Source organism: Staphylococcus sp. TCBT05 (assembly GCF_055179755.1).
In genome coordinates this window covers 58,815-82,077 of the sequence record NZ_JBUQDQ010000005.1, presented here as the reverse complement: position 1 = coordinate 82,077, position 23,263 = coordinate 58,815, and the positions used below count along the sequence as shown (strand labels likewise).

Annotated in this window: 23 protein-coding genes and 1 riboswitch; of the genes, 11 read left to right on the top strand and 12 right to left on the bottom strand. The window is 33.6% G+C overall.

The window, feature by feature from the left end:
• The first annotated feature begins 119 nt into the window (after positions 1 to 119).
• Positions 120 to 1,460, top strand: coding sequence for a PepSY-associated TM helix domain-containing protein (locus ACY191_RS00400; RefSeq protein WP_229366832.1), 1,341 nt, complete (start codon positions 120 to 122; stop codon positions 1,458 to 1,460).
• A gap of 109 nt (positions 1,461 to 1,569) precedes the next feature.
• Here the strand turns inward: ACY191_RS00400 and ACY191_RS00395 are convergent, their stop codons facing one another.
• Both ACY191_RS00395 and ACY191_RS00390 read right to left on the bottom strand, forming a co-directional pair.
• Positions 1,570 to 1,905: a DUF4889 domain-containing protein gene (locus ACY191_RS00395; protein WP_042737607.1), complete on the bottom strand. Its 336-nt coding sequence runs from the start codon at positions 1,903 to 1,905 to the stop codon at positions 1,570 to 1,572.
• A 122-nt stretch (positions 1,906 to 2,027) separates the two neighbouring features.
• On the bottom strand, positions 2,028 to 2,405 hold the full coding sequence (locus ACY191_RS00390; RefSeq protein ID WP_042737606.1) for a DUF4870 domain-containing protein: 378 nt from the start codon (positions 2,403 to 2,405) through the stop codon (positions 2,028 to 2,030).
• A 138-nt stretch (positions 2,406 to 2,543) separates the two neighbouring features.
• Between ACY191_RS00390 and ACY191_RS00385 the strand changes: the two genes are divergently transcribed.
• Entirely contained in the window at positions 2,544 to 3,128 is a 585-nt protein-coding gene (locus ACY191_RS00385; RefSeq protein ID WP_042737605.1) for a histidine phosphatase family protein, read from the top strand.
• A gap of 223 nt (positions 3,129 to 3,351) precedes the next feature.
• Here the strand turns inward: ACY191_RS00385 and ACY191_RS00380 are convergent, their stop codons facing one another.
• The 4 genes from ACY191_RS00380 to ahpC form a co-directional block, all read right to left on the bottom strand.
• Positions 3,352 to 3,567, bottom strand: coding sequence for a hypothetical protein (locus ACY191_RS00380; protein WP_042737604.1), 216 nt, complete (start codon positions 3,565 to 3,567; stop codon positions 3,352 to 3,354).
• 343 nt (positions 3,568 to 3,910) lie between these two features.
• On the bottom strand, positions 3,911 to 4,534 hold the full coding sequence (locus tag ACY191_RS00375) for an NDxxF motif lipoprotein (RefSeq protein WP_042737603.1): 624 nt from the start codon (positions 4,532 to 4,534) through the stop codon (positions 3,911 to 3,913).
• 409 nt (positions 4,535 to 4,943) lie between these two features.
• Positions 4,944 to 6,467 carry an alkyl hydroperoxide reductase subunit F gene (gene ahpF / locus ACY191_RS00370; RefSeq protein ID WP_229366833.1) on the bottom strand — a complete coding sequence of 508 codons (1,524 nt, stop codon included), beginning with the start codon at positions 6,465 to 6,467 and terminating at the stop codon, positions 4,944 to 4,946.
• A gap of 16 nt (positions 6,468 to 6,483) precedes the next feature.
• Positions 6,484 to 7,053, bottom strand: a complete 570-nt coding sequence (gene ahpC, locus ACY191_RS00365; protein ID WP_042737601.1) for an alkyl hydroperoxide reductase subunit C — start codon at positions 7,051 to 7,053, stop codon at positions 6,484 to 6,486.
• A 740-nt stretch (positions 7,054 to 7,793) separates the two neighbouring features.
• Here ahpC and nfsA point away from each other — a divergent pair.
• Together nfsA and ACY191_RS00355 are read left to right on the top strand one after the other, a co-directional pair.
• The gene (gene nfsA / locus ACY191_RS00360) at positions 7,794 to 8,549 is read left to right on the top strand and encodes an oxygen-insensitive NADPH nitroreductase (protein ID WP_107579538.1); all 756 of its coding nucleotides are present in this window, start codon (positions 7,794 to 7,796) and stop codon (positions 8,547 to 8,549) included.
• A gap of 88 nt (positions 8,550 to 8,637) precedes the next feature.
• Entirely contained in the window at positions 8,638 to 9,225 is a 588-nt protein-coding gene (locus ACY191_RS00355) for a hypothetical protein (RefSeq protein ID WP_042737600.1), read from the top strand.
• Positions 9,226 to 9,586: 361 nt separating this feature from the next.
• Here ACY191_RS00355 and ACY191_RS00350 read toward each other — a convergent pair whose 3' ends face one another.
• The 4 genes from ACY191_RS00350 to ACY191_RS00335 all read right to left on the bottom strand — a co-directional run bounded on the left by ACY191_RS00350 (position 9,587) and on the right by ACY191_RS00335 (position 13,766).
• A complete protein-coding gene (locus ACY191_RS00350; protein WP_042737599.1) occupies positions 9,587 to 10,972 on the bottom strand; it encodes an L-cystine transporter in 1,386 nt (461 codons plus the stop codon).
• A 343-nt stretch (positions 10,973 to 11,315) separates the two neighbouring features.
• Positions 11,316 to 12,356 carry a hypothetical protein gene (locus tag ACY191_RS00345; protein WP_463269840.1) on the bottom strand — a complete coding sequence of 347 codons (1,041 nt, stop codon included), beginning with the start codon at positions 12,354 to 12,356 and terminating at the stop codon, positions 11,316 to 11,318.
• A gap of 124 nt (positions 12,357 to 12,480) precedes the next feature.
• Positions 12,481 to 13,149: a hypothetical protein gene (locus tag ACY191_RS00340; RefSeq protein WP_042737597.1), complete on the bottom strand. Its 669-nt coding sequence runs from the start codon at positions 13,147 to 13,149 to the stop codon at positions 12,481 to 12,483.
• 200 nt (positions 13,150 to 13,349) lie between these two features.
• Positions 13,350 to 13,766 (bottom strand): general stress protein, encoded by a 417-nt coding sequence (locus ACY191_RS00335; RefSeq protein WP_042737596.1) that lies wholly within the window; start codon positions 13,764 to 13,766, stop codon positions 13,350 to 13,352.
• A gap of 225 nt (positions 13,767 to 13,991) precedes the next feature.
• Positions 13,992 to 14,094: riboswitch (purine riboswitch) on the top strand.
• Positions 14,095 to 14,335: 241 nt separating this feature from the next.
• Here ACY191_RS00335 and xpt point away from each other — a divergent pair.
• The 5 genes from xpt to ACY191_RS00310 all read left to right on the top strand — a co-directional run bounded on the left by xpt (position 14,336) and on the right by ACY191_RS00310 (position 20,148).
• Positions 14,336 to 14,917: a xanthine phosphoribosyltransferase gene (gene xpt / locus ACY191_RS00330; protein WP_042737595.1), complete on the top strand. Its 582-nt coding sequence runs from the start codon at positions 14,336 to 14,338 to the stop codon at positions 14,915 to 14,917.
• Positions 14,914 to 16,182 carry a xanthine permease PbuX gene (gene pbuX, locus ACY191_RS00325; protein WP_042737594.1) on the top strand — a complete coding sequence of 423 codons (1,269 nt, stop codon included), beginning with the start codon at positions 14,914 to 14,916 and terminating at the stop codon, positions 16,180 to 16,182. Before xpt ends, pbuX begins: the two co-directional genes overlap by 4 nt.
• 37 nt (positions 16,183 to 16,219) lie before the next feature.
• Positions 16,220 to 17,686: an IMP dehydrogenase gene (gene guaB, locus ACY191_RS00320; RefSeq protein ID WP_042737593.1), complete on the top strand. Its 1,467-nt coding sequence runs from the start codon at positions 16,220 to 16,222 to the stop codon at positions 17,684 to 17,686.
• Positions 17,687 to 17,706: 20 nt separating this feature from the next.
• Positions 17,707 to 19,248: a glutamine-hydrolyzing GMP synthase gene (guaA, locus tag ACY191_RS00315; protein ID WP_042737592.1), complete on the top strand. Its 1,542-nt coding sequence runs from the start codon at positions 17,707 to 17,709 to the stop codon at positions 19,246 to 19,248.
• Between the two features lie 387 nt (positions 19,249 to 19,635).
• On the top strand, positions 19,636 to 20,148 hold the full coding sequence (locus ACY191_RS00310; protein ID WP_229366835.1) for a YagU family protein: 513 nt from the start codon (positions 19,636 to 19,638) through the stop codon (positions 20,146 to 20,148).
• A 106-nt stretch (positions 20,149 to 20,254) separates the two neighbouring features.
• Here the strand turns inward: ACY191_RS00310 and ACY191_RS00305 are convergent, their stop codons facing one another.
• Entirely contained in the window at positions 20,255 to 21,148 is an 894-nt protein-coding gene (locus tag ACY191_RS00305) for an ABC transporter substrate-binding protein (RefSeq protein WP_042737590.1), read from the bottom strand.
• 153 nt (positions 21,149 to 21,301) lie between these two features.
• Entirely contained in the window at positions 21,302 to 21,901 is a 600-nt protein-coding gene (locus ACY191_RS00300) for a hypothetical protein (protein ID WP_042737589.1), read from the bottom strand.
• A gap of 263 nt (positions 21,902 to 22,164) precedes the next feature.
• Here ACY191_RS00300 and ACY191_RS00295 point away from each other — a divergent pair, with 263 nt between their 5' ends.
• Both ACY191_RS00295 and cspD read left to right on the top strand, forming a co-directional pair.
• Positions 22,165 to 22,731: a PepSY domain-containing protein gene (locus ACY191_RS00295; protein WP_229366836.1), complete on the top strand. Its 567-nt coding sequence runs from the start codon at positions 22,165 to 22,167 to the stop codon at positions 22,729 to 22,731.
• 299 nt (positions 22,732 to 23,030) lie between these two features.
• Entirely contained in the window at positions 23,031 to 23,231 is a 201-nt protein-coding gene (gene cspD / locus ACY191_RS00290) for a cold-shock protein CspD (protein ID WP_042737587.1), read from the top strand.
• Positions 23,232 to 23,263: the final 32 nt, after the last annotated feature.

The window sequence follows — 23,263 nt, the reverse complement described above, 5'->3', positions numbered from 1 at the left end:
ACTGAAAATGAAATAATTTAATTATAAAAAATAAAACACTATATTATTAAAAAGTCACAATTTATCTACATATTAATTTTCATAGTTATTTATAATGTTGAAAGAGAGGGGGTAATAGGTTGAAGAATACATTTAATCCACTACAAAGATTGCACTTTTACGCGGCATTATTTATAACACCATTGCTGATTACCTTGACGATATCAGGCATTGGTTATTTATTTTATCAAGAAGTTGAAAATAATATTTATAAAACTGAATTTTTCGGAGATAGTTCGAATAAGACACATCAATCTATGAATCAAGCTATTGATGATGTGGAGAAAAAATTCGATGGCTTTTATGTTAGTAAGGTTAGTATACTAGACGAACCTTATAATAAGAGAATTACATTAGATGATATGGCAGGTAACCAAAGGTATGTCTTTCTAGATCATAATAATCAAATTGTTGCTGATCAGAATGCCAAACATACATACGCGAATGTCCTTAGAAATATACATAGTTCTTTATTTACAGAGAATACTGTTATTAATTATTTAGTTGAATTAACGGCATGTTGGACGATCTTTATGATTATTTCGGGGACTTATTTACTAATTAAGAAAAAACTCATTAGCAATAAAAGTAAACAATTAAAGTTTCAAAAATGGCACGGCATTATTGGCGTAATCATTGCAATACCTATATTTGTACTTGTCCTGACTGGTTTGCCATGGTCAGGCTTTATGGGAGCTAAAATTGCAGATGTTATGAATAATTCGGGTAGTTTAGGTCAATCTGAATTGGCAATTAATCCACCTAAGTCAGATGTCAACGAAATTCCTTGGGCGACAAGAAGTAACAAACAACCAGCATCTGGTGAGCATGCAGCACATCATGGTGGAGGTGCTATGCCACAAACAGATTTGAAGCATCAAATTTCTTTAGATAAAGTAATCAAAAAAGCTGAAAAAGATGGTTTTAACAAACCATTTTCAATCGTTTATCCATCAAGCGTAGAAGGTACATTCACTATTTCTAAGGGTAGTAATACAGGTGTTACAGGTCTAGATGTTTCTCCATATGATGAAAAAACATTATATATGGATCAATATAATGGCAAAGACTTAGGACAAGTGAAATATCAAGAATATGGCATTATTGGTAAATGGTTTACTTGGGGAATTCCTTTGCATGAAGGACACTTATTTGGTGTTGCTAATAAAGTGATTAATCTATTGGTTTGTCTTGCATTACTAGTAGCTATTGGCTTTGGATTTACTTCATGGATTAAGCGTTTGAAAGGAAAGACGGTTAAAGTACCTCATAGAGTTAAAAAGCCAATGTCATTACCAGTAATTGTATTATTAATTATTTTAGGCATTTTAATGCCATTATTTGGCTTTTCACTTATTATTGTCTTTATTATTGAATTGTTATTGTATTTGAAAGATAAGAAAAAGCAATCAACAAACTAATAAGTTAAATAAAAAAAGAACCAATATCTAAGCATAACGTAACTGAACATTGTTGGGATTCCAACAGTGTGTTGTAGACGTATTATGAGCTATTGGTTCTTTTTAATATTTACATTTTCATATCCATCTCGTGAATCTTCATCATTAGACCATGAGGAATATCATCGTGCTTTACGACTTGCATTTTGTAAAATGTCTTGCCATCATCTTTTGAAACGAGTTTAACAAAATCGCCTTTCTTAGGTTTGAAATCGCTATTCGTTTTTAGCTTTACATTATGTGTTACAAGGCCATCTTTTTCACTTACAACCTTTTCAGCTGTGTTACTATTTTTCATATAACCGTAGTATGTGCTTTTCTGACTTGAAACGACCATAGTAATCGTCACGACAATTCCGATGATAACGAGTACACTTATTAAAGCTAAAGTAAGTTTATTTTTCATTATAATCTGTCTCCTTTTGTTCATCATAATAGATATTAAAGGATTCGTATATAAAGATTTTTAAAGTTTTAAATATTGTCAAATTTAGTTAATTACAAAGTTTATTTGAAATGATTTTCAATTTAAGGATTAAAAAAGCTTGATTCAGAAGTTAGTACACTTACACCTCTATATACATTTTTAATGGTATACCACACTGTCGCAAATGCCAGTAGGCACGCAATGATTATCACAATAATAGTGATCCAATTATTAGTTGCATTTTGCATTAATGATATCCCAAATGAACCAGTTAATAATGCAATGATTGGGCCTAAATACGTAATGATATGATAAACAAGAGACTTAGATGCATGTTGTGAAGTTGGCTTATCTGCAAAAATCCAAACAATAATAGGAACTATGATAGGAGCAAAAAATAAACTAAAATAACTGATAGATGCTAAGACATGATTTCCTTGGGGTGCAGATTTATAGTGATTACTGTTAATTTTTTCCATTTAATTTCACCTCGTGTTAAAGATTATCAAGAATATAAGACTAAATATAGTGTTTGGAAGTAATATTACAATTCTGTTAGTTTTAAATCGGTTAAATGTGACAATAGAATAATATATTGAAAATGGAGGAGTAGAAATATGAAAATATATTTAATAAGACATGGAGAATCACAATCTAATTATGATAAGAAGAACGGTAATCATTACTTTTGTGGTCAAATGGATGTGCCATTAACGGAAAAGGGTGAACAATCTGCTGTTGATTTACAAACGTATTTTGCAGATAAAGAGATTGATCATGTATACCTTTCTGATTTGACGAGAACTAAACAAACGGCTCAAGGTATATTTCCTAGTGATAAAGTGCCTAAAACGGAAACGCCTTTATTGAGAGAGCGTTCATTAGGAAAATTTGAAGGAGAAATGGTTGATGAATTAGAACAATCGACAGAATTTGCGCAATATTTTAATGATGAAGCATATAAATATTTCCGCCATAGCTTTAGTCAAAAGGCGCCAGAAGGTGAAAGTTATGCTGATGTCTTATATAGAGTGGAACAGTTTTTCAAAAATGAGGTACAAGCGCAAGATGATAATATTGCTATTGTGGCACATCAAGTCGTTATTCGTTGTATCCTTGTTTATTTTGGTTATGAATCTAAAGAGAGTGCCGTTGATACAAAAGTAGAGAACTGTGTGCCTTATGTCTTAGATATTAAATAATGTTATACAGAAAGTATGGGTATTATCCCTTTCTAATTTTCCAAATGAGGGAAGGGGTTGTTCTGATGAGCTGTTTCCTTAGGGGATAGGATGGGCTGATAATTATAAGCTGAGTTGTCCCATAGGAAAGCGAGCCAATAATTCGTAATATGAATAAAAAGAAGCACTCAGATAAATTGAATTATCTGAGTGCTATTTTTCTGGAATTTATGTGCCAGAGTGTTTAATATTTTTTAGCTGCTGTTAAGCTTTCATGAAATCCTTGGAATATCGTGTTTATATTGTCTAAAAAACTACCAACTATTACCGCAAGTATGACATAAGTAATGCTTAGTGCAATTGATTTAAATGATATAACACCATATTTTTCTTGTTTCTCAAAGAGATAATAAGCTATGAAGACAGCAGCCATTGCTCCAAATAAGATAGTTAAAATCATAATTATGGAACCTCCCAATTTTTAATACGATCGGCTGTGCTTCTCATTAAATAATTAATTGCCTAACTTGCCATTATCATAACAAATTACTATTTGAGAAAAAAAGGGATATTGTATTAAAAAACCTTACAATCATGTAAGGTTTTTTACGAATATAAGACAACGAAGATTGTTAAAATATACATATTTTAGGCTTGAAGCAATGTATATCTAGGAATCATCGTTGTCATCATTTTGTAATTAATCTGTCAATAAACATTTTTTAGCCAACACAACGTTGTTAATCGTTACTTTTTAAGTAATAACTTACAATGTTATTTAGTTGATTGTCACTATTTAGCCATTATTTGTCGATTGCTTTTGTAGGTAAATCTTTTGATTTTAGGAATTTTTTGATTTTATCTTGTTGTTTCCCGTTTACATCACCAGCAAATTTTGTTGAAACATCGACGACATTGAGTTCATTTTGAGGTTGATAATCTAATTCTTCGATAGCTTCATCGGCATCTTTAATTGTACTGTTTAAGGCAGTGAAATATTTGTGAATACGCTCTACATTTTCTTGATAACCTTTAGGTAGTGTGTTGTTCTTGATAAATTTCTCGAAACGTACATCATTTTTAACTGCTAAATGTGATAAGTTTGATAAACGTTTTGCTTGTGCATCTGTAATTTTCTTATCTGAGTTTGATTGTTTATCTAATTTATACTGAATTAAGTATTTATTATCCAAAATATCTGAATTGACAGCTAAATACTTTTTGATTGCTGCATTCATTTCTTGTTCGCTAATTTTTTGGCCCTTTTTATCTGTTTGGAAAATATCTTTTTCAGTTAGTGTTTTAACATTTTTTGGCGCGTGTCTTTCGCTATGTTGGTGGTCGTTATCTTCTGAATCACTATTTGAACATGCCGCAAGCATCATAGTTAAGACTAAAACTAACGATAATAGTATGCTTTTCTTCATAAATTAATACTGCTCCTTTGAAAATAATGGTACGTATATAAACAACGAAGTTCAATGTTTAAACGCATTTTATAAAATTATAACTTAAGCGTATCATGTAGTGCTATTTATTTGAATATGCTATGAAATAATAAATGCACAATCTCTTGAACAAATAAGAAGATGTGCCATTTTTATAACAAAGTGAAGATTCTAGAATGAATTTATCATTAAAGAAATAGTATGAATAAAGTGGTATATTAAAGTGCAACAACTGCATAACTCATTACGTATACGCGTAGTCTTATAAAATAATTTATGTATATAACAAGAAGAGTCGGTGAAAATTAAATTTATAATTTCCATCGACTCTTTTGTGATAGGATTTAGTTCCTATATTTATTTATATTTAAAATTGATAGGGTGATGATTAATGTCGAATGATATAATCAAATGCGTTTAATGCTGCATTGGCACCGGCACCCATTGAAATAATAATTTGTTTATTTCGATCATCGGTAACATCACCAGCGGCAAAGATACCTGGGATGCTCGTCGCATTTTTACGATCAATCATAATTTCGTTAGCTTGGTTTAACTCAACGTAATTGTCGAGCCATTCAGTGTTAGGCAATAAGCCAATTTGTACAAAAATACCTTCTAATTCAAGTGTTTGTTCTTCGCCACTATTCTTATCTTGGTACTTAAGACCTGTAACAGCACCATCTCCAAGAACTTCTGTTGTTTGGGCGTTCTTGATTACTGTTACATTTGGTAAAGAAGTCAGACGTTCTTGTAAGACTTTATCGGCTTTTAAGTTTGCATTTCTTTCTAGTAAGGTAACGTGTTTAACAATACCTGCTAAATCGATTGCTGCTTCAACGCCTGAGTTACCACCGCCGACAACGGCTACGTCTTTGTTTTCAAATAAAGGACCATCACAGTGCGGGCAGAATGCAACGCCTTTATTAATTAATGCTTCTTCACCTGGTACCTCTAATTTACGCCAACGCGCACCCGTTGAAATAATTACAGTTTTACTTTGTAATTGTGCGCCATTATCTAACGTAACATCGATACCGTGGTCTGTCTTTTCTATTGCACTTGCGCGTATACCAGTCATCACATCAACATTATATTGATTGATATGGTCTTGTAGCGCAGATGAGAACTTCGGTCCATCTGTTTCTTTAACAGTGATGAAGTTTTCAATTGCGGCAGTATCATTAACTTGACCACCAATGCGGTCAGCTACGATGCCCGTACGCAATCCTTTTCTTGCAGTATAAATCGCTGCACTACCACTCGCAGGGCCACCACCGATGATTAAGACATCGTATGGATCTTTATCGTTAAACTCTGCTGGGTCAGCCTTACTACCTAAACTAGATAAGATATCTTGAATCGTCATACGACCATTACCGAATTCTTCACCATCTAGGAAAATAGCTGGTACAGCCATGATATTTTCAGATTCTTCTCTGAAAATAGCACCATCAATCATTGTATGAGAAATATTAGGATTTAATAAACTCATCAAGTTTAAAGCTTGGACAACGTCAGGACATTTTTGACAAGTTAAACTAATATAAGTTTCAAAATGTAGTGGACGGTCTAATGCTTTGATTTGATCAATAACTGCTTGTTCTTCTTTAGGAGCACGACCACTCACTTGTAACAATGCTAATACGAGTGAATTAAATTCATGTCCCATTGGAAGACCTGCAAACGTAATGCCAGTTTCTTCAGTTGGTTTATTTACTGAGAAACTAGGTGTACGTTTCAGTGTTGATTCTTGTATTGAAATGCGGGGTGACATTTCAGCGACTTCTTCTAATAATTGCTTTAATTCCTTAGATTTGTCATCTGATCCAATGCTTGCATTGAGTACAACGTCACCCTCCATTAATTGAAGTAATTGTTGTAATTGTGATTTAAGTTGATCATCAAGCATTTAAATCAATGCCTCCTTAGATTTTACCTACTAAGTCAAGACCAGGTTGTAATGTTTCTGAACCTTCTTCCCATTTAGCTGGGCAAACTTCACCTGGATGTTGACGCACGTATTGTGCTGCTTTAATTTTGTGTACTAATGTGCTAGCGTCACGACCGATACCGTCAGCATTGATTTCTGCTGCTTGAACGACACCATCAGGGTCAACGATGAATGTACCACGTTGAGCAAGACCAGCTTCTTCATCTAATACATCAAAGTTACGAGTGATAGTTTGAGAAGGGTCACCAATCATAGCATATTGGATTTTGCTGATTGCATCTGAATGGTCATGCCATGCTTTGTGTACGAAATGCGTATCAGTTGATACTGAATAAACATTAACGCCTAATTCTTGTAATTTATCATATTGTCCTTGTAAATCTTCTAATTCAGTTGGACATACAAATGAGAAGTCTGCTGGGTAGAAGCAAACAACACTCCATGAACCTTTTAAGTTTTCATCTGAGATTTCGAAGAACTCATCTTTCTTTGGATCATAAGCATTTGCTGTAAATGGTAAAATTTCTTTATTGATTAAAGACATAAAAACATCCTCCTGATTATTTTCTTAAAATTTGATTAGAATTACTGAAAAGTAGATTGTTATGATTACTTAATTATAATAATTCTAATCTCTATGTTTTACATTATTGCATTTATTATATGTTTCGTCAACAATGTAAGCTCGTAAGTGAAAAGAGTAAAATAACGCCATATAAATACAATTTAATATAAAATGGCTAAGTCAGATTAGATCGTTTTACAGTGTGTTTCACACTACTAATACTAGACTTATAGTTCATAAATAACCAAGTTATTCTCAACTAAACATATAAAATTGAGAACTAAAGGTAATGATTATTATCATTTTAAAGCTATTGTGTCATTTGAGTTGTTATTCTTGAGTAATGATGAGTTGCCAAAGTGATTATTAAAAGAAAGGCACTTATTTACTGATTATATAATGTTCAATTAAGAGCATCAGCATAGTTGAAAGAAAGTCACTGAAAATGTGAACAAAAAATGAAAATTTATATAAGTATTCGTATTATAAATTACCTATATAAAATAAAGGAGGAAGTGCATTATAGAATGAGATAGACGTTAAATGTTATGAAAAGCGAATATATAGCGTTCCGTTTAATGGTAATAAATCACTTATTATTTCATTAATTGATTTATTATCTTTTAAATCATAGGAAAATGGGGTAAACAGAATATAAGCAATCCATATTTATGTCTGTTAAGCTATGTGTACAAAAACACAAAAGAGGAGCGGATGACATGTCTGAACATGTTTATAATTTAGTGAAACAGCACCATTCAGTAAGAAACTTTAAGAAAGAACGTATTTCAGAAGAACATATTAAACAACTTGTTGAAGCAGGGCAAAGCGCTTCAACGTCAAGTTACTTACAAACATATTCAATTATTGGTGTAGAAGATCCTGAAATTAAAGAAGAATTAAAAGAAGTTTCTGGTCAACCATACGTGGTAGAAAACGGTTATTTGTTTGTCTTTGTAATTGATTATTATAGACATTCTATTATAGATGAACATACAAAGGTTGATATGGCTACTTCATTTGAATCAGCTGAAGGGCTCCTAGTTGGTACTGTAGACGCGACATTAGTAGCACAAAATATTGCAGTAACTGCTGAAGATATGGGTTATGGCATCGTATACTTAGGATCATTAAGAAATGATATTGAACGAGTGAGAGAAATATTGAATTTACCTGATCACACTTTCCCATTATTTGGTATGGCATTAGGCATTCCTGAAGAGGGGGAAAATGGTAGCCCGAAACCACGTTTACCATTTGAAAATGTCTTCCATAAAGATCGTTATAACCAAGACAAAGAAACGCAACAAGAAGCGCTTGATAAATATGATCAAGAAGTAAGTGATTACTATAAATCACGTACGAATGGTGAACGTAGTGAAACATGGTCAGAACAAATTGCACAATTTATGAGTTCGAAACAACGACTAGATATGTTGGATCATTTAAATAGTTCAGGATTTATACGCAAGTAATACTAACTCAAACTATTTTAGTGTGAATTGAGAGAAGTATTAAATTTGCTCAATAATTATCTTGAGTGGAAAAAAGGAGTTGAAGAAGATGAGTATGTTTGAAAAGCTATTTCACAAGAAATCTAATGATGATGATAAGCAGAAAGATTCAAGCGATAGATACATTTACTCTTCTTCTAGTAAACTGACTCCGAACGAGGCTCAAGCGTATTGGGTCAAGATGGCACAAAAAATAGTTGTTGGAACAATTAAGTCAGTCGAACATACTGCTGAAAGGGTCTTTATTCTAATCTCTTTTGATGATAAAGCATCAACGATAGATATTTTCTTTCAAATGAATGGACAGTTAAGAATGTGGAATGATTTAGATAACGAAGATTACAAACGTACGATTTCACAAAATTTAATTACACAGGCACCCAATTTAGTTAAGCAAGTTAACTGTTTATATGACAGTGTAAATATGTCACGAATCGCGTATTCACAGATTCAATTTGAATTTGAAAGTAAGACTTGGTATTTACATGATATTACTGAGGATAGCGTTGAAGCACAGTTAGATAAAGAACCAGCATTTTTAAAGTGGTTCGATGATGTGGCTAGATCTGTAGAGTCATTGCCATTAGACAGTAAGGCAAAGGTGACGTGGGGGCCGTTTAAGCCAGAAGAATACTAACGTGAATATGACGTAGTTTAATCATTTTAAAGTAAATAATGCGCTCTATAAAAATTTAGACTGTTGAGGATATTGTCTCAGCAATCAAATTTTGATGGAGAACCATAAAAATAATATAGCGCACATCTCCTTATATAGATTGGAGGTGTGCTTTTTTTGTGAATGATGTCGTTACTGCCTCTCTATATTTACTGTATCAATGTTGAGGTTTAATCATTATCACGTTATCACGAAAGAATACTTATTAAATATAAAAAATATGCCACATTCTCATCCACCAATCATACTGCATGGTAGAGAAAATGTGACATGTATTATAAATAAACTTTATTTATTGCATTGAAATAAGATGTTTAATCATTTAGTTGCTTGCAGTTACTTCTGCATATTCGTTTGAATCATAGACATCTTTGTCTAAATGATTTGTTAATTTAGCTGTACCTGTACCTGCTAACATAGAATCATTAACGTTTAATGCAGTTCTTCCCATATCGATTAATGGTTCTACTGAGATGAGTACACCTGCTAATGCGACTGGCAAGTTCAATGTAGAAAGCACTAAGATTGATGCGAATGTTGCGCCACCGCCTACACCAGCTACACCAAATGAACTAATAACTACAACTCCGATAACAGTTAAGATAAATTGTAGATTGATTTCAACATGTGCTACAGGTGCGACCATAATTGCTAACATCGCTGGGTAAATACCAGCACAACCATTTTGTCCGATAGATAAACCAAATGATGCAGCGAAATTCGCAATACCATCAGGTACGCCTAATCTATTTTTCTGTGTCTGAACATTAATTGGCAAAGTACCTGCACTTGAACGAGAAGTAAATGCGAATAGTAATACTTCGCCCGTTTTTTTAATGAAGGTAATTGGGTTTAATCCTAATAATGAAATAATAATTAAATGTATGATATACATTGCGATTAATGCTACATATGAAGCAATAACGAATTTTCCTAATGTCCAAATAGCTCCAAAATCACTTGTAGCAATAGTTGAAGTCATAATTGCAAGAATACCATAAGGTGTTAAACGTAATACGAAAGTTACAATAGCCATAACTAAGTTGTAAAGTGCGTCAATACCACGTTTAAGGACGCTACCACTTTCTGGTTGCTTGCGCATTACACGTAAAAATGCAAAACCAACAAATGCAGCAAATATAACAACTGCAATCGTAGAAGTAGTACGTTGACCTGTGAAATCTAAGAATGGATTACTTGGAATTAATTGTAATATTTGTTGTGGTAACGTATTTGCTGTCATATCCTTAGCTTCTTTAGCAATTTCACTACCACGTGAACTTTCTGCATGACCTAAATCGATAGAAGAAGCATCCAAGTTAAATACCAATGCTGAAATGATACCAATAATAGATGCAATTGCTACTGTACCAATTAAGAAGATGAAAATATACATCCCAATTTTCGCGAATTTTTCACCAATCTTAATTTTAGTGAATGCTGAAACGATTGAAATGAAAATAAGAGGCATAACAATCATTTGTAATAATGCAATGTAGCCGTCGCCTACGATGCTAAACCAATCTGTTGTTTGCTTCGTAACGCTTGAGTCTATCCCATAAATTAAATGTAAAACAACGCCATATACAATCCCAATGCCTAAAGCAGTGAATACGCGTTTAGGAAATGATACATGTCGTCTTGTCATTGCATATAAAAGAATGAGAAAGGCCACAAAGATAATAATGTTAAGTATAGTTAATAACATATAAAAGGACCTGCACTTTCTATAAAAAATTTTGTTTTATAATCCGATACGCATACTAAGGATAGTAGCTAATGAAATATTATTCAAGTCTATTACTCAAAATAATTTATAAAATTGAAATGATTTTATTTTCTGACAATAATTGAATTGTATAAATGATAAATAATGATATGAGGCAGAGTGAGTAAGGAAGGTGAGTGTTACTTAATGATAAATGTACAATGCAAGAGTTTAAAATGTAGCATAGGACGAGGAATGAATGGGGTATAAATCAAAGGGAGTTAACAAAAAAATAGCGACTCTAATTGTTAGAGTCGCTCCGTTATAATCTAATCTTTGAATCTTATAAATTGAATAGTCTAGCGAAGAAACCTTTTCGTTCTTCTTTAGGTTCGCTATGCGTTGCTTGTGAAGTATATGTTTGAGTTGTCTCTTTATTATCATCTGAGATAGTTGCTTCTTTGTCAGTTTCCACAGAATGTTCTACTTTTTCATCGCGTGTAGCAGTAGAATCGTTAGTTGTTACTTGTTTGCTAGTATCGGTAGTACTGTCGGAAGTAGTTGTAGTCGCTGCTTTGTTAGCGTCATCTTTATCATCAGATTTAGTTGTTGTTGTGTCAGCAGGTTTGCTAACTTGAGTGATCTCATCTTTCTCAGTCTTTGCTTGTGCTGAGTTGTTCGAATTAGCAATCGATTTATCGACAGCTTTATCATCTTGTTGTGCGCTAGTCTCTGTTGTTTGTTTACTAGGTTCAGTACGTTGTTCAGTCGAACTTTCAGTATAGTTACTTTCTGAATCGCTTGTAGTTGTACTTTGATTAGCGGGTATTTGCTTTGATTCAACGTTAGACTGAGCAATCGTTTGTTGTTCGATTTGAGCTTCTTGAATCGCACTTTGTGTTGTCTTGATTTCATCCGTAGATGTTTGGATTGCCTTTAATGATTCGGTATTATTGTTTAATTGAGTAGTGATTTGATTTTGCACTTCATGTAATTCACGTTGTTGTTGGTGTACTTGATTGATCATTTGACCTAACATTTGTCGTTCGTCACGCATTTTTTGAATTTCATTACGCAAATCTTCGACTAAATGTGAAACATTTTGATCGGTTGGTAGATTGCTACCTTCGTCCTTTACAAGTACTTGTAAGAAGTCTTTCTCTTTTTCTAACTCATCAAATGCTAAATCATAACTATTTGTTTGTTTAACTTTATCTGCAATATCTTGGAAAAGTTCGATATCTTCTTCTTGGAAATCAGTTGCTTCACGGCCTCGGTATTCAGTTTTACTAAGTTGGTAACCGCGTTCTTCTAAATGTTGAACGATCTTGCGGACTTGTTTTTCACTTAGTTCCACACGTTGTGCAAATTCTTTGGTTAACATAGAAATAAGTCCTTTCATAATTAATTATTAGTATATGTATACTGACGTTTGTCTCCGGTTAGTGAAACGTCAGTCTTACCTCTACGTCATTTTAACCTGTTTAACCAGTGATTTCAAGTGCCTATCACAATCGCTTGCGCAGATCCATCTCTTCTAATAACGGGTAAATTATACTTCTAGAGATTTTATTGGCAAATACATATTTAAGAATATAGTTGGATTTGATACTGGGTCCATAGATATCTTTGGTAAGTTCGATGTTTGATTTAATAAATAAATCCATTGGTACACCATCGGCATAACCATATATACTTGGAGCTAAATAATCGATGTCAGTTTGTTTCTCAAAACCATGTTCAAATAAGAATTCTCGTCTGTTTTCTAAAATTTGAATATCCTTTTCTTCGACTTCAGCAGGTTCCCTTTCTACTTCAAGCATAATGAAATTAACATCATGTGCGTGTAATTGATTTGATAGTTTATTGATTTCAAGTTCGACTTGATCCAAAGTTTGTGTAATGAGTTCACTATGGTTAGACTGATTGACGGCTATAAGATAGATTAAAAATGCTGAGTTAGTTGTCGCTTCATAATGGGCGGTAGCGAGACTGACTGGTTGACCGTCTTCTAAACCTACGATGAATAAATAATCATCTTTAGTATGGACATTCTCTAATGATTGCTTGAAGATTTGTTTGTCTTCTGATAAACCAATATCAAACCTTTCATCATATATTTTCAATGCGGCTTCAAATAAAGGGTCATCAATAGATGTAACAGTCTTAAACTCCATGGGTACACCTCCAAAATTATTGCGTTTATTATAACATAGATGATGAGTTTGTAATAAATTGTAGATAAATAGCCAATATAAATGAAAGAACATTTTAGGTGCCATAATTATTGCGGAAATGAAAGCACCAACCCACAGTACATATCACAAGGGTTGGTGCTTTCATTGAAATATTAATTTGTTAAGGTGTGCGTAAGTAATTACGACTTAGGGCCATGCGTTTCTTCGGCGTAATGTGTTACGCCTGGTTTAGGCTTTGGGTCGTAAGCGGCATTATAATCCTCCACCTCTTCGTGTGTAGAAGTATCTTTCTTCGCTACTACTACATACTTACCATCTAGGATTGCGTCTTTATAGCGTGTCTTTTCTTCATCTGAAATATGATAATAAGATAAGACAATTTCTTCACCGTCTTCACCAGTTAACAGCTTAGCCATCTTATCACTGAACGTACCGCTCGTTGATGTTAGATTCACCTCTGAATCGTGTAACTCATCAATGTGAAGTTTGGATTTGCTTAATACAGAAAGTTCTGAAGCTTTATATCCTTCACTTAGCTTTTGTTCAATTGCGTTTAAAATTTCTTCCTTGCTTTGTACAACTGTGAAATCTGACATTTAAAGTCCCTCCATCCGATGTTGTGTGATTAGTAATATTTACCCACATACAAAATTAATAAAACGAATATACTATTATTATATAACTACGTGATAGTACTGACAATTACTATTTAGGTGAATTATGAAACGCTTTCACATACTGTTGTAGTTTTAATAGGATAATTATATAAAAACGATTACATAAAATGACATATTGAAAATAATCGTGAAATTTGCTATTATCAGTTAATAATTTATCTAACTCATATAATCTAAAGGATACGGCTTTAGAAGTTTCTACCATGTCGCCATGAACGATGTGACTATGAGTAACCTATACAATACACGAGACTAAAATTCATATTGTTTTATGCCTTTGCGGTTGCTAAAGCTAAAATAATAATGACATTACGATTAATACGACCTTACATTTTTATGAAAAGGGAAATGGATGTAAGGAACCAAGTTAGCGCGTAATCGTTATAAGATGGAGAATGGCTTCTTTTGGTATTGCACGTTCACTCATAGATCCTGAAACTAAGTTAGTTTAGGATTTTTTTTGTATACAAAATGAGGAGGTTTTTTGAGTGGATTTGTTAAAACAGAAGGTTGCAGATGACGGCGTAGTCATTGATGAAAAAATCCTTAAAGTAGATGGGTTTTTAAATCATCAAATTGACGCTAAGTTAATGCATAGTGTGGGGCAGACCTTTTACGAACAATTCAAAGAAGAAGGTATCACAAAAATTTTAACGATTGAAGCATCTGGTATAGCACCAGCAATTATGGCAGCTTTACATTTTGATGTACCTTGTCTATTTGCTAAAAAAGCAAAGCCAAGTACATTGACTCAAGATGTTTACCAAGCTTCAATTCATTCATTTACTAAAAACACTACAAGCACGGTCATTGTGTCTAATGAGTTTTTAAATGAAGATGATCGAGTGCTAATCATTGATGATTTCTTAGCAAATGGTGATGCATCACTAGGGCTAAATGAGATTGTTGAACAAGCGCAAGCTAAGACAGTTGGTGTTGGTATTGTCATTGAAAAGAGTTTCCAACCAGGTAGAGAACGTTTAGAACAAGCAGGATTAACGGTATCGTCATTATGTAAAGTTGCGTCATTAAAGGGTAACGAAGTGACATTCGTAGGTGACGAGGCATGAAGACATTTATCTTAAGTCTTCAACATTTATTAGCGATGTATGCTGGTGCAATATTAGTTCCGATTATCGTGGGTACGAGTTTGGATTTTACACCAGAACAAATCGCATTTCTAGTCACAGTAGACATCTTTATGTGTGGATTAGCAACATTCTTACAAGTGTGGAAAGGTACAGGGACAGGCTTACCGATTGTATTAGGTTGTACTTTCACCGCAGTGGCACCAATGATCCTAATCGGACAAACGAAAGGTATTGGCGATTTATATGGCTCATTATTCCTGTCAGGGATATTAGTAGTCATTATTGCTCCGTTTTTCTCTTATTTAGTTAAATTCTTCCCACCAGTAGTAACGGGCAGTGTAGTAACGATTATTGGTATTAATTTAATGCCAGTTGCTATGAACTATTTAGCAGGTGGAGAAGGTGCTAAAAATTATGGAGATGCTAAAAACATCATCTTAGGAGTGACGACATTAATCGTTATACTTGTCGTACAAAGATTGACGACAGGATTTATGAAATCCATCGCCATATTAATTGGTTTGATTGTTGGGACAGTACTCGCATCATTCTTTGGTGTCGTAGATGTGAAACAAGTGGGTGATGCGCATTGGTTTGCATTGCCACAACCCTTTAGATTTTCGACATTTAGTTTTGATTTTGGTGCGACATTAGTATTCTTTATCGTCGCACTAGTCAGTTTAATTGAATCTACTGGTGTATATCACGCTTTGAGTGAAATCACTGGTAAGCAGTTAGAACGTAAAGATTTTAGAAAGGGTTATACAGCAGAAGGTATTGCAATTATTTTAGGCTCTATCTTCAATGCATTTCCTTATACGGCTTATTCACAAAACGTCGGACTCGTATCTTTATCAGGGGCGAAGAAGAATAATGTAATTTATGGCATGGTCATTATGTTGCTTGTTTGTGGATGTATTCCCAAAATAGGCGCAATGGCTAATATGATTCCACTTCCAGTATTAGGCGGTGCGATGATAGCTATGTTTGGCATGGTCATGGCATATGGTGTTAGTATATTAGGTAATATTAATTTTAAGAATCAAAATAATTTATTGATTATTGCTGTATCAGTTGGACTAGGAACGGGTATAAGTGCAGTACCACAAGCATTTAAAGCACTAGGTGATAACTTCGCTTGGTTAACCCAGAATGGTATTGTACTTGGAGCAGTTTCGGCGATTGTTTTGAATTTCTTTTTTAATGGCATAAAGTATCAACAAAAGTCAGAAGTTATGGAATAATGTAACTATAAAACAAATATTAGGAGGCTGTACGAGTATGTGGGAAAATAAATTTGAAAAAGAATCACTAACATTTGATGATGTGTTATTGTTACCAGCGGAATCTGATGTGTTACCAAAAGAGGTAGATTTAAGTGTGCAATTATCAGAAGGTGTAAAATTAAATATACCCGTATTATCTGCAGGTATGGATACGGTAACTGAATCAAAAATGGCTATAGCAATGGCGCGTCAAGGTGGTTTAGGCGTTATTCATAAAAATATGAATATCGAAGATCAAGCAGACGAAGTACAAAAAGTTAAGCGTTCTGAAAATGGTGTCATCACTAATCCATTTTATTTAACTCCTGAGGAAAGTGTTTATGAAGCGGAGGCATTGATGGGTAAATATCGCATCTCTGGTGTACCTATCGTTAATAATACAACGGATAGACAATTCGTAGGTATTATCACAAATCGTGACTTACGCTTTATCGAAGATTTTTCAATTAAAATTTCTGACGTAATGACTAAAGAAGATTTAGTAACTGCGCCAGTTGGTACGACATTGGACGAAGCAGAAGAGTTACTACAACAACACAAAATTGAAAAGTTACCATTAGTTGAAAATGGACGCCTAGAAGGTTTAATTACAATTAAAGATATCGAAAAAGTACTTGAGTTCCCTAACTCAGCTAAAGATGCTCACGGTAGACTCTTAGTTGCAGCAGCAATTGGTATTGCGAAAGATACAGATATCCGTGCACAGAAATTAGTAGAGGCAGGCGTTGACGCACTTGTTATCGATACTGCACATGGTCATTCTAAAGGCGTATTAAACCAAGTAAAACACATTAAAGAAAAATTCCCACAAGTTACATTAATAGCAGGTAACGTAGCGACTGCAGCAGGAACTAAAGCGTTATACGAAGCTGGTGCAGACGTGGTTAAAGTTGGTATTGGTCCTGGATCAATCTGTACAACACGTGTCGTTGCTGGTGTTGGTGTACCTCAAATTACAGCAATCTATGATTGTGCTACAGAAGCACGTAAACATGGTAAAGCGATTATCGCAGATGGTGGAATTAAATTCTCAGGTGATATTATTAAAGCATTAGCTGCAGGTGGACACGCTGTTATGCTAGGAAGCTTATTGGCTGGTACAGAAGAAAGCCCAGGAGAAACAGAAATTTTCCAAGGTAGACAATATAAAGTATATCGTGGCATGGGCTCATTAGGTGCCATGGAAAGTGGTTCAAATGACCGTTACTTCCAAGAAGACAAAACACCTAAAAAATTCGTTCCAGAAGGCATCGAAGGCCGTATTGCATATAAAGGACCTTTACAAGATACAGTTTATCAATTAATGGGTGGCGTAAGATCTGGTATGGGCTATACTGGTTCAGCAAACTTAGAATCATTAAGAGAAGAAGCTCAATTTACACGCATGGGACCTGCTGGTTTAGCAGAAAGTCATCCACATGACGTTCAAATTACAAAAGAATCACCAAATTATTCATTCTAAGTTAAAGGAGATTTAAAGTTATGGAAATGGCGAAAGAGCAAGAATTGATACTTGTTTTAGACTTTGGTAGCCAATACAACCAATTGATTACACGACGTATTCGTGAAATGGGTGTATACAGTGAGTTACACGATCATGAAATTAGTATTGAAGAAATAAAACGTTTAAATCCTAAAGGTATTATCCTTTCTGGTGGACCAAATTCAGTATATGAAGAAAATTCATTTACAATCGATCCTGAAATTTATAATTTAGGTGTACCTATTTTAGGTATTTGTTATGGTATGCAGCTAACTACTAAATTACTAGGTGGTAAAGTTGAGCGTGCCAATGAACGTGAATATGGTAAAGCTGTAATTAATGCTAAGACAGACGAGTTATTCTTTGGTTTACCTGAAGAGCAAAACGTTTGGATGAGTCATTCGGATAAAGTAATCGAAATTCCTGAAGGATTCGAAGTGATCGCTGATAGCCCTAGCACAAATTATGCTGCTATCGAAGATAAATCACGTCGCATTTACGGCGTACAATTCCACCCTGAAGTACGTCATACAGAATACGGTAATGATTTATTACGTAACTTTGTGCGTCGCGTTTGTGATTGTACTGGTGAATGGTCAATGGAAAACTTTATTGAAATTGAAATTGAAAAGATTCGTGCCCAAGTAGGAGACCGTAAAGTACTTTGTGCAATGAGCGGTGGCGTGGATTCATCAGTAGTTGCAGTATTATTACACAAAGCAATTGGTGATCAATTGACATGTATCTTCGTTGACCACGGTTTATTACGTAAGGGCGAAGGCGACATGGTTATGGAACAATTTGGTGAAGGTTTCAACATGAATATTATTCGTGTAAATGCACAAGATCGTTTCATGAGCAAATTGCAAGGTGTTTCTGATCCAGAACAAAAACGTAAAATCATCGGTAATGAATTTGTCTACGTCTTTGATGATGAAGCATCTAAATTACAAGGTGTTGATTTCTTAGCGCAAGGTACATTATACACAGATGTAATTGAATCAGGAACTAAGACTGCACAAACAATTAAATCTCACCACAATGTTGGTGGATTACCAGAAGATATGGAATTCCAATTAATCGAGCCAATCAACACATTGTTTAAAGACGAAGTGCGTGAATTAGGTATTGAATTAGGTATTCCAGAACATTTAGTTTGGAGACAACCGTTCCCAGGTCCAGGTTTAGGTATCCGTGTACTTGGAGAAATTACTGAGGATAAACTAGAAATCGTCCGTGAATCAGATGCGATTTTACGACAAGTCATTCGTGAGGAAGGTCTTGAACGTGACATTTGGCAATACTTTACAGTATTACCGGGTATCCAATCAGTAGGTGTAATGGGAGACTACCGTACGTATGACCACACAGTGGGTATTCGTGCCGTAACTTCTATTGATGGTATGACAAGTGATTTTGCGCGTATCGATTGGGAAGTCTTACAAAAGATTTCAAGCAGAATCGTAAACGAAGTAGACCACGTAAACCGAGTAGTCTATGATATTACTTCTAAGCCACCAAGCACAATCGAGTGGGAATAATAGATAAGCATTTAAAAAGAGTTAGAAACGTTGCTGTTATGCACTTTCTAGCTCTTTTTATTTTGCCTTGAATACGTTTTGAATACGTTCGGTCTAAAAATTGATGTAATCAATAAATGAGTTAAGTTAAGTTTAGTAATGTACAATTTCACTTTATAAGTTGGGGTTAAAATTAAAGTATTTAAATCATCTGCAATTGGGTCAGTCTCCTATGTCAGTAATTATATGAACTTTTAATTTTAGCGAAAGTATCACGAGAAAAACATCTACTCTTTTAATGTGAAAATGTTCACAAAATATTAATATTCACAATCTAAATCATATTGAATTGAATAAATTTGCTTTGGTAAAATTTTGTTGTGGAAATAATATAAGGAGGATGTATTTATGAAAGGAAAAAATAAATTATCCCTTATTCAAATTGTGTATGTTGCACTTGCGGGTGGGGTATTATCTGGCATCGTTAAGTTTGGTTGGGAAGTTATGTTTCCACCAAGAACACCGGAACGTAATGCTACAAATCCACCACAGGAATTGTTGCAACATTTTGGTTTCAGTTCTGATTTTACACATTCAACATATCAATTCTCTGAGCAATCAATGCCTTGGGTGAGTTTTATTATACATTTTAGTTTTGCTATTGCATTTGCGCTCATTTATGCGATACTCGTGAATTATTCTACAAAGGTGGCAACGGGTTATGGTGCTGTATTTGGTATTATAGTTTGGATTGCATTTCATTTGATTATTATGCCTTTGATGGGTGTGGTGCCTAATGCATTACAACAGCCTTTGCATGAACACTTATCTGAGTTATTCGGCCATATCGTTTGGATGATGGTTATTGAATTTGTGAGAAGATATTTTGTTTATAAAAATAAGGCTTTTATTGAAAAATAATCATATTAAATATCGCTAACTAAAAAACGTCAATTTCTGTTGTAATAGAAATTGACGTTTTTTGCGAAAGTATATAGTTATATATAATTGAAGATAGATATTTAGGCTAGTGTGTCAACATATCTTTAAAGTGACTAGATAGTTTTTCTAATGAAGTTGGGTTTGAATATGTTGCTTCATCCTTTGAATAATAATAAACATGTTTGTTTTTATATGCTTCTTGATTTTTCCATAGTTCAGATTTTGTGAAATCATTGCTTTCAGCTTTGCCAGAATCAGTTGGAATCAAGACGTAATCAGCTGCATATTTATTGTATTGTTCATAAGGAATTTTTTTAAAGCCATTTTTAGCTAAGCCATCTTTGGCACCTTTCGGGAAAGGAAACTTATATTCTTGGTAGATAATCGGTGTACCTCTACCGAAATTTTCACCGAAAATGGATAGTTGTTTTGGCTGAATTTCCATAACTGTAAATGTTTTGTTTTTACCAATTTTTTGTTTGATATCTTGTCCATCTTGCTGTAACTGATTTTCTAAATCTTTAATTTGATCTTTCGCTTTTTGTTCTTTGTTTAAAATCTTACCAATTGCTAAGTGCATTTCTTTATAAGAGTAATCGGTGTATTTGATAGGAATGGTCGGAGCTATCTTTTTATATTTCTTGATTTTAGTATTAACGTCATAAGTTAAAATTAAATCCGGTTTGAGTTTTGCGACACTTTCTACATCTTCTGAACCAACACGTTTAGACCCTTTTTCATTAACATACTTTGATTTGGGAAAATCTGCATCGATGCCAACGGGTGTTACACCTAGATCTTTGAAGTTTCCCCCATTTGAAGTTAATACGACGACACGCTTTGGATTTTTAGGAATCTTAACCTTTTCTCCCGATTTTGTTTCAAAGGTTTTTGTGTCCTTTGAGGATGTTGACTTGTCTTGGCTGCATCCAGTGAGTACGAGTAATACAGCTATAAATAAGAAGATGTACTTCTTCATATAATCATTCCTTTTATTCTATATTTTTCTTAACATCAATTATGAATTAATTGGGAATCATTATCAATTTGAATTTTAAAAATACTATTAATTTTTCTATTGTATTGTAATAAAAAAGAGACCACATTTGTTGTAGTCTCTGAAAAGTGTAAATTATTTTTCATTAATAATACCGTCTTTGTCTCGATCACGACTTGCATCGTAACCAGGCATTCCTGAAGTAATCTCACCTGGTTTAGGCGTATCGACACCAGAATTATTATTTGAATTATTGTTTGAATTGTTATTCGATGAATTAACATTTGGTGTGCTAGGTATATCATTTTTTTCTGGAGCATCGACATCAACATCTGCATCTGGATCAGCGTATGCAGCATTAGATTCATTGGTTGATGATGATTGTGAGTTAGCTTTTTGTGTATTAGATTGGTTTGAAGCATTATTATGAGATGATGAAGTTTTGTCTGTATCATTATCATTTTCGTTGGTACTTTCATCACTTGCTTCTGTATTTTCTGTACTTTCGCTTTCCATCGTATTTGCATCTTGCTGATCATCGTCATTTTTCTTATCTTTGTGCTTTTTATCTTTATCAACTTTGTGTGTTTTCTTATCTTCGGTATCTGAATCATTATTTTGGGTTTTATCAATAATCATTGCACAACCGCTAAACAATACGATGATTAAAATGATTAACCCAAAGCAACCTAAACATCCAAGACAGCCAAAGATTCCTGCCTTTTTTTCGTCCATGAAATATCCTCCGCTATTCAATTTTTTGATAATATCTATGTATTTTGTCTACTTAAATAATAATATCTAAATTGCGCAAAATATAATAATTGATTTAAGTTATTATTAGATGAATATTGATAACTTATTCTTATACTTAATTATTTTGTTGAAAAGTATGTTTTATATGTTTTTGTGGTTGAATAAGAAAAATATATTTTTGCATTGTTTTCTAATTTATATTTCGGGAATTTAATAATTAATGAATGCAAGGAGGTTTTGATATGAAGTTGAAGTATATATCTGGAATTGTTTTAACGAGTGTATTATTAGTAGCTTGTGGTAACAGTGATGAAAGCAAAGAGGATAAGGACGAAGCAACAGGGGGCAATAAAGGAGCGAGTGACAAAGTTATTACTATTAACAAGGTAAAGACCAAGCCTACAGATGCCATTAAAAAGGCGCAGCAAACTTATACTAATCAAGACTTAAAAGGTATATCATTTGAAAAAAGTAATGGCAAGTGGAGTTATAAGGTGGAACAACAAGGGCAAAATGAAGAATCTGAAGTGGTGATCGCCGATAGTAATGGTAAAGTACTTCATAAAGAAAGCGAAAAAGAGAATGATATTGATAAACGAGAAGCATTTCATTATGATGATGTAATAGATTATAAAAAAGCTATTAAAAAAGGACAAAAGGAATTTGATGGTGAGATTAGAGAATGGTCTCTCGCTAAAGATGATGAACAGCTCGTTTATGATATGGATTTAAGTAAAGATCAAGAAACACATGAAATTACAGTAGATGCTAAAAATGGTAAAGTATTACAAAACGAAACAGATAATTAAGTCTTTCCAATAATAATAAACTGTATATAACAAGGCTTTATGCATTGAATTATTAATTTCTAACGATAAGTGTCACTTTAAAAATTATATCGTTTAATGCAATATAATAAACCTACTGATTAAAATTTAAAATTTATTATCCGAAAAAGGTGTACAAATGGAACTACTATCTTTATAATAGTAATTAAGTAATTTAGTTCGTGAAATTGATTTGTAGTTTTATTCTTTTGAATTTACTCCTTTTGATTTTTTAAGACAGATTACGAATATTCGTGCAAAAGCACATGGAGGAATTTAATATGAATAACGGTACAGTTAAATGGTTTAACGCAGAAAAAGGTTTTGGTTTTATCGAAGTTGAAGGTGGAAACGACGTATTCGTACACTTCTCAGCTATCGCTCAAGAAGGCTACAAATCATTAGAAGAAGGACAAGCTGTTGAATTCGAAATCGTTGATGGCGACCGCGGTCCTCAAGCAGCTAACGTTGTTAAATTATAATAACGGATAAAAAAGACGAGCATTGCTCGTCT

Excerpts from the sequence above, each read along its gene's own strand:
- ACY191_RS00395 (WP_042737607.1), bottom strand. The coding sequence starts at position 1,905 with ATGAAAAATAAACTTACTTTAGCTTTAATAAGTGTACTCGTTATCATC.
- ACY191_RS00390 (WP_042737606.1), bottom strand. The coding sequence starts at position 2,405 with ATGGAAAAAATTAACAGTAATCACTATAAATCTGCACCCCAAGGAAAT.
- ACY191_RS00385 (WP_042737605.1), top strand. The coding sequence starts at position 2,544 with ATGAAAATATATTTAATAAGACATGGAGAATCACAATCTAATTATGAT.
- ACY191_RS00380 (WP_042737604.1), bottom strand. The coding sequence starts at position 3,567 with ATGATTTTAACTATCTTATTTGGAGCAATGGCTGCTGTCTTCATAGCT.
- ACY191_RS00375 (WP_042737603.1), bottom strand. The coding sequence starts at position 4,534 with ATGAAGAAAAGCATACTATTATCGTTAGTTTTAGTCTTAACTATGATG.
- ahpF (WP_229366833.1), bottom strand. The coding sequence starts at position 6,467 with ATGCTTGATGATCAACTTAAATCACAATTACAACAATTACTTCAATTA.
- ahpC (WP_042737601.1), bottom strand. The coding sequence starts at position 7,053 with ATGTCTTTAATCAATAAAGAAATTTTACCATTTACAGCAAATGCTTAT.
- nfsA (WP_107579538.1), top strand. The coding sequence starts at position 7,794 with ATGTCTGAACATGTTTATAATTTAGTGAAACAGCACCATTCAGTAAGA.
- ACY191_RS00355 (WP_042737600.1), top strand. The coding sequence starts at position 8,638 with ATGAGTATGTTTGAAAAGCTATTTCACAAGAAATCTAATGATGATGAT.
- ACY191_RS00350 (WP_042737599.1), bottom strand. The coding sequence starts at position 10,972 with ATGTTATTAACTATACTTAACATTATTATCTTTGTGGCCTTTCTCATT.
- ACY191_RS00345 (WP_463269840.1), bottom strand. The coding sequence starts at position 12,356 with ATGTTAACCAAAGAATTTGCACAACGTGTGGAACTAAGTGAAAAACAA.
- ACY191_RS00340 (WP_042737597.1), bottom strand. The coding sequence starts at position 13,149 with ATGGAGTTTAAGACTGTTACATCTATTGATGACCCTTTATTTGAAGCC.
- ACY191_RS00335 (WP_042737596.1), bottom strand. The coding sequence starts at position 13,766 with ATGTCAGATTTCACAGTTGTACAAAGCAAGGAAGAAATTTTAAACGCA.
- pbuX (WP_042737594.1), top strand. The coding sequence starts at position 14,914 with ATGAAGACATTTATCTTAAGTCTTCAACATTTATTAGCGATGTATGCT.
- guaB (WP_042737593.1), top strand. The coding sequence starts at position 16,220 with ATGTGGGAAAATAAATTTGAAAAAGAATCACTAACATTTGATGATGTG.
- guaA (WP_042737592.1), top strand. The coding sequence starts at position 17,707 with ATGGAAATGGCGAAAGAGCAAGAATTGATACTTGTTTTAGACTTTGGT.
- ACY191_RS00310 (WP_229366835.1), top strand. The coding sequence starts at position 19,636 with ATGAAAGGAAAAAATAAATTATCCCTTATTCAAATTGTGTATGTTGCA.
- ACY191_RS00305 (WP_042737590.1), bottom strand. The coding sequence starts at position 21,148 with ATGAAGAAGTACATCTTCTTATTTATAGCTGTATTACTCGTACTCACT.
- ACY191_RS00300 (WP_042737589.1), bottom strand. The coding sequence starts at position 21,901 with ATGGACGAAAAAAAGGCAGGAATCTTTGGCTGTCTTGGATGTTTAGGT.
- ACY191_RS00295 (WP_229366836.1), top strand. The coding sequence starts at position 22,165 with ATGAAGTTGAAGTATATATCTGGAATTGTTTTAACGAGTGTATTATTA.
- cspD (WP_042737587.1), top strand. The coding sequence starts at position 23,031 with ATGAATAACGGTACAGTTAAATGGTTTAACGCAGAAAAAGGTTTTGGT.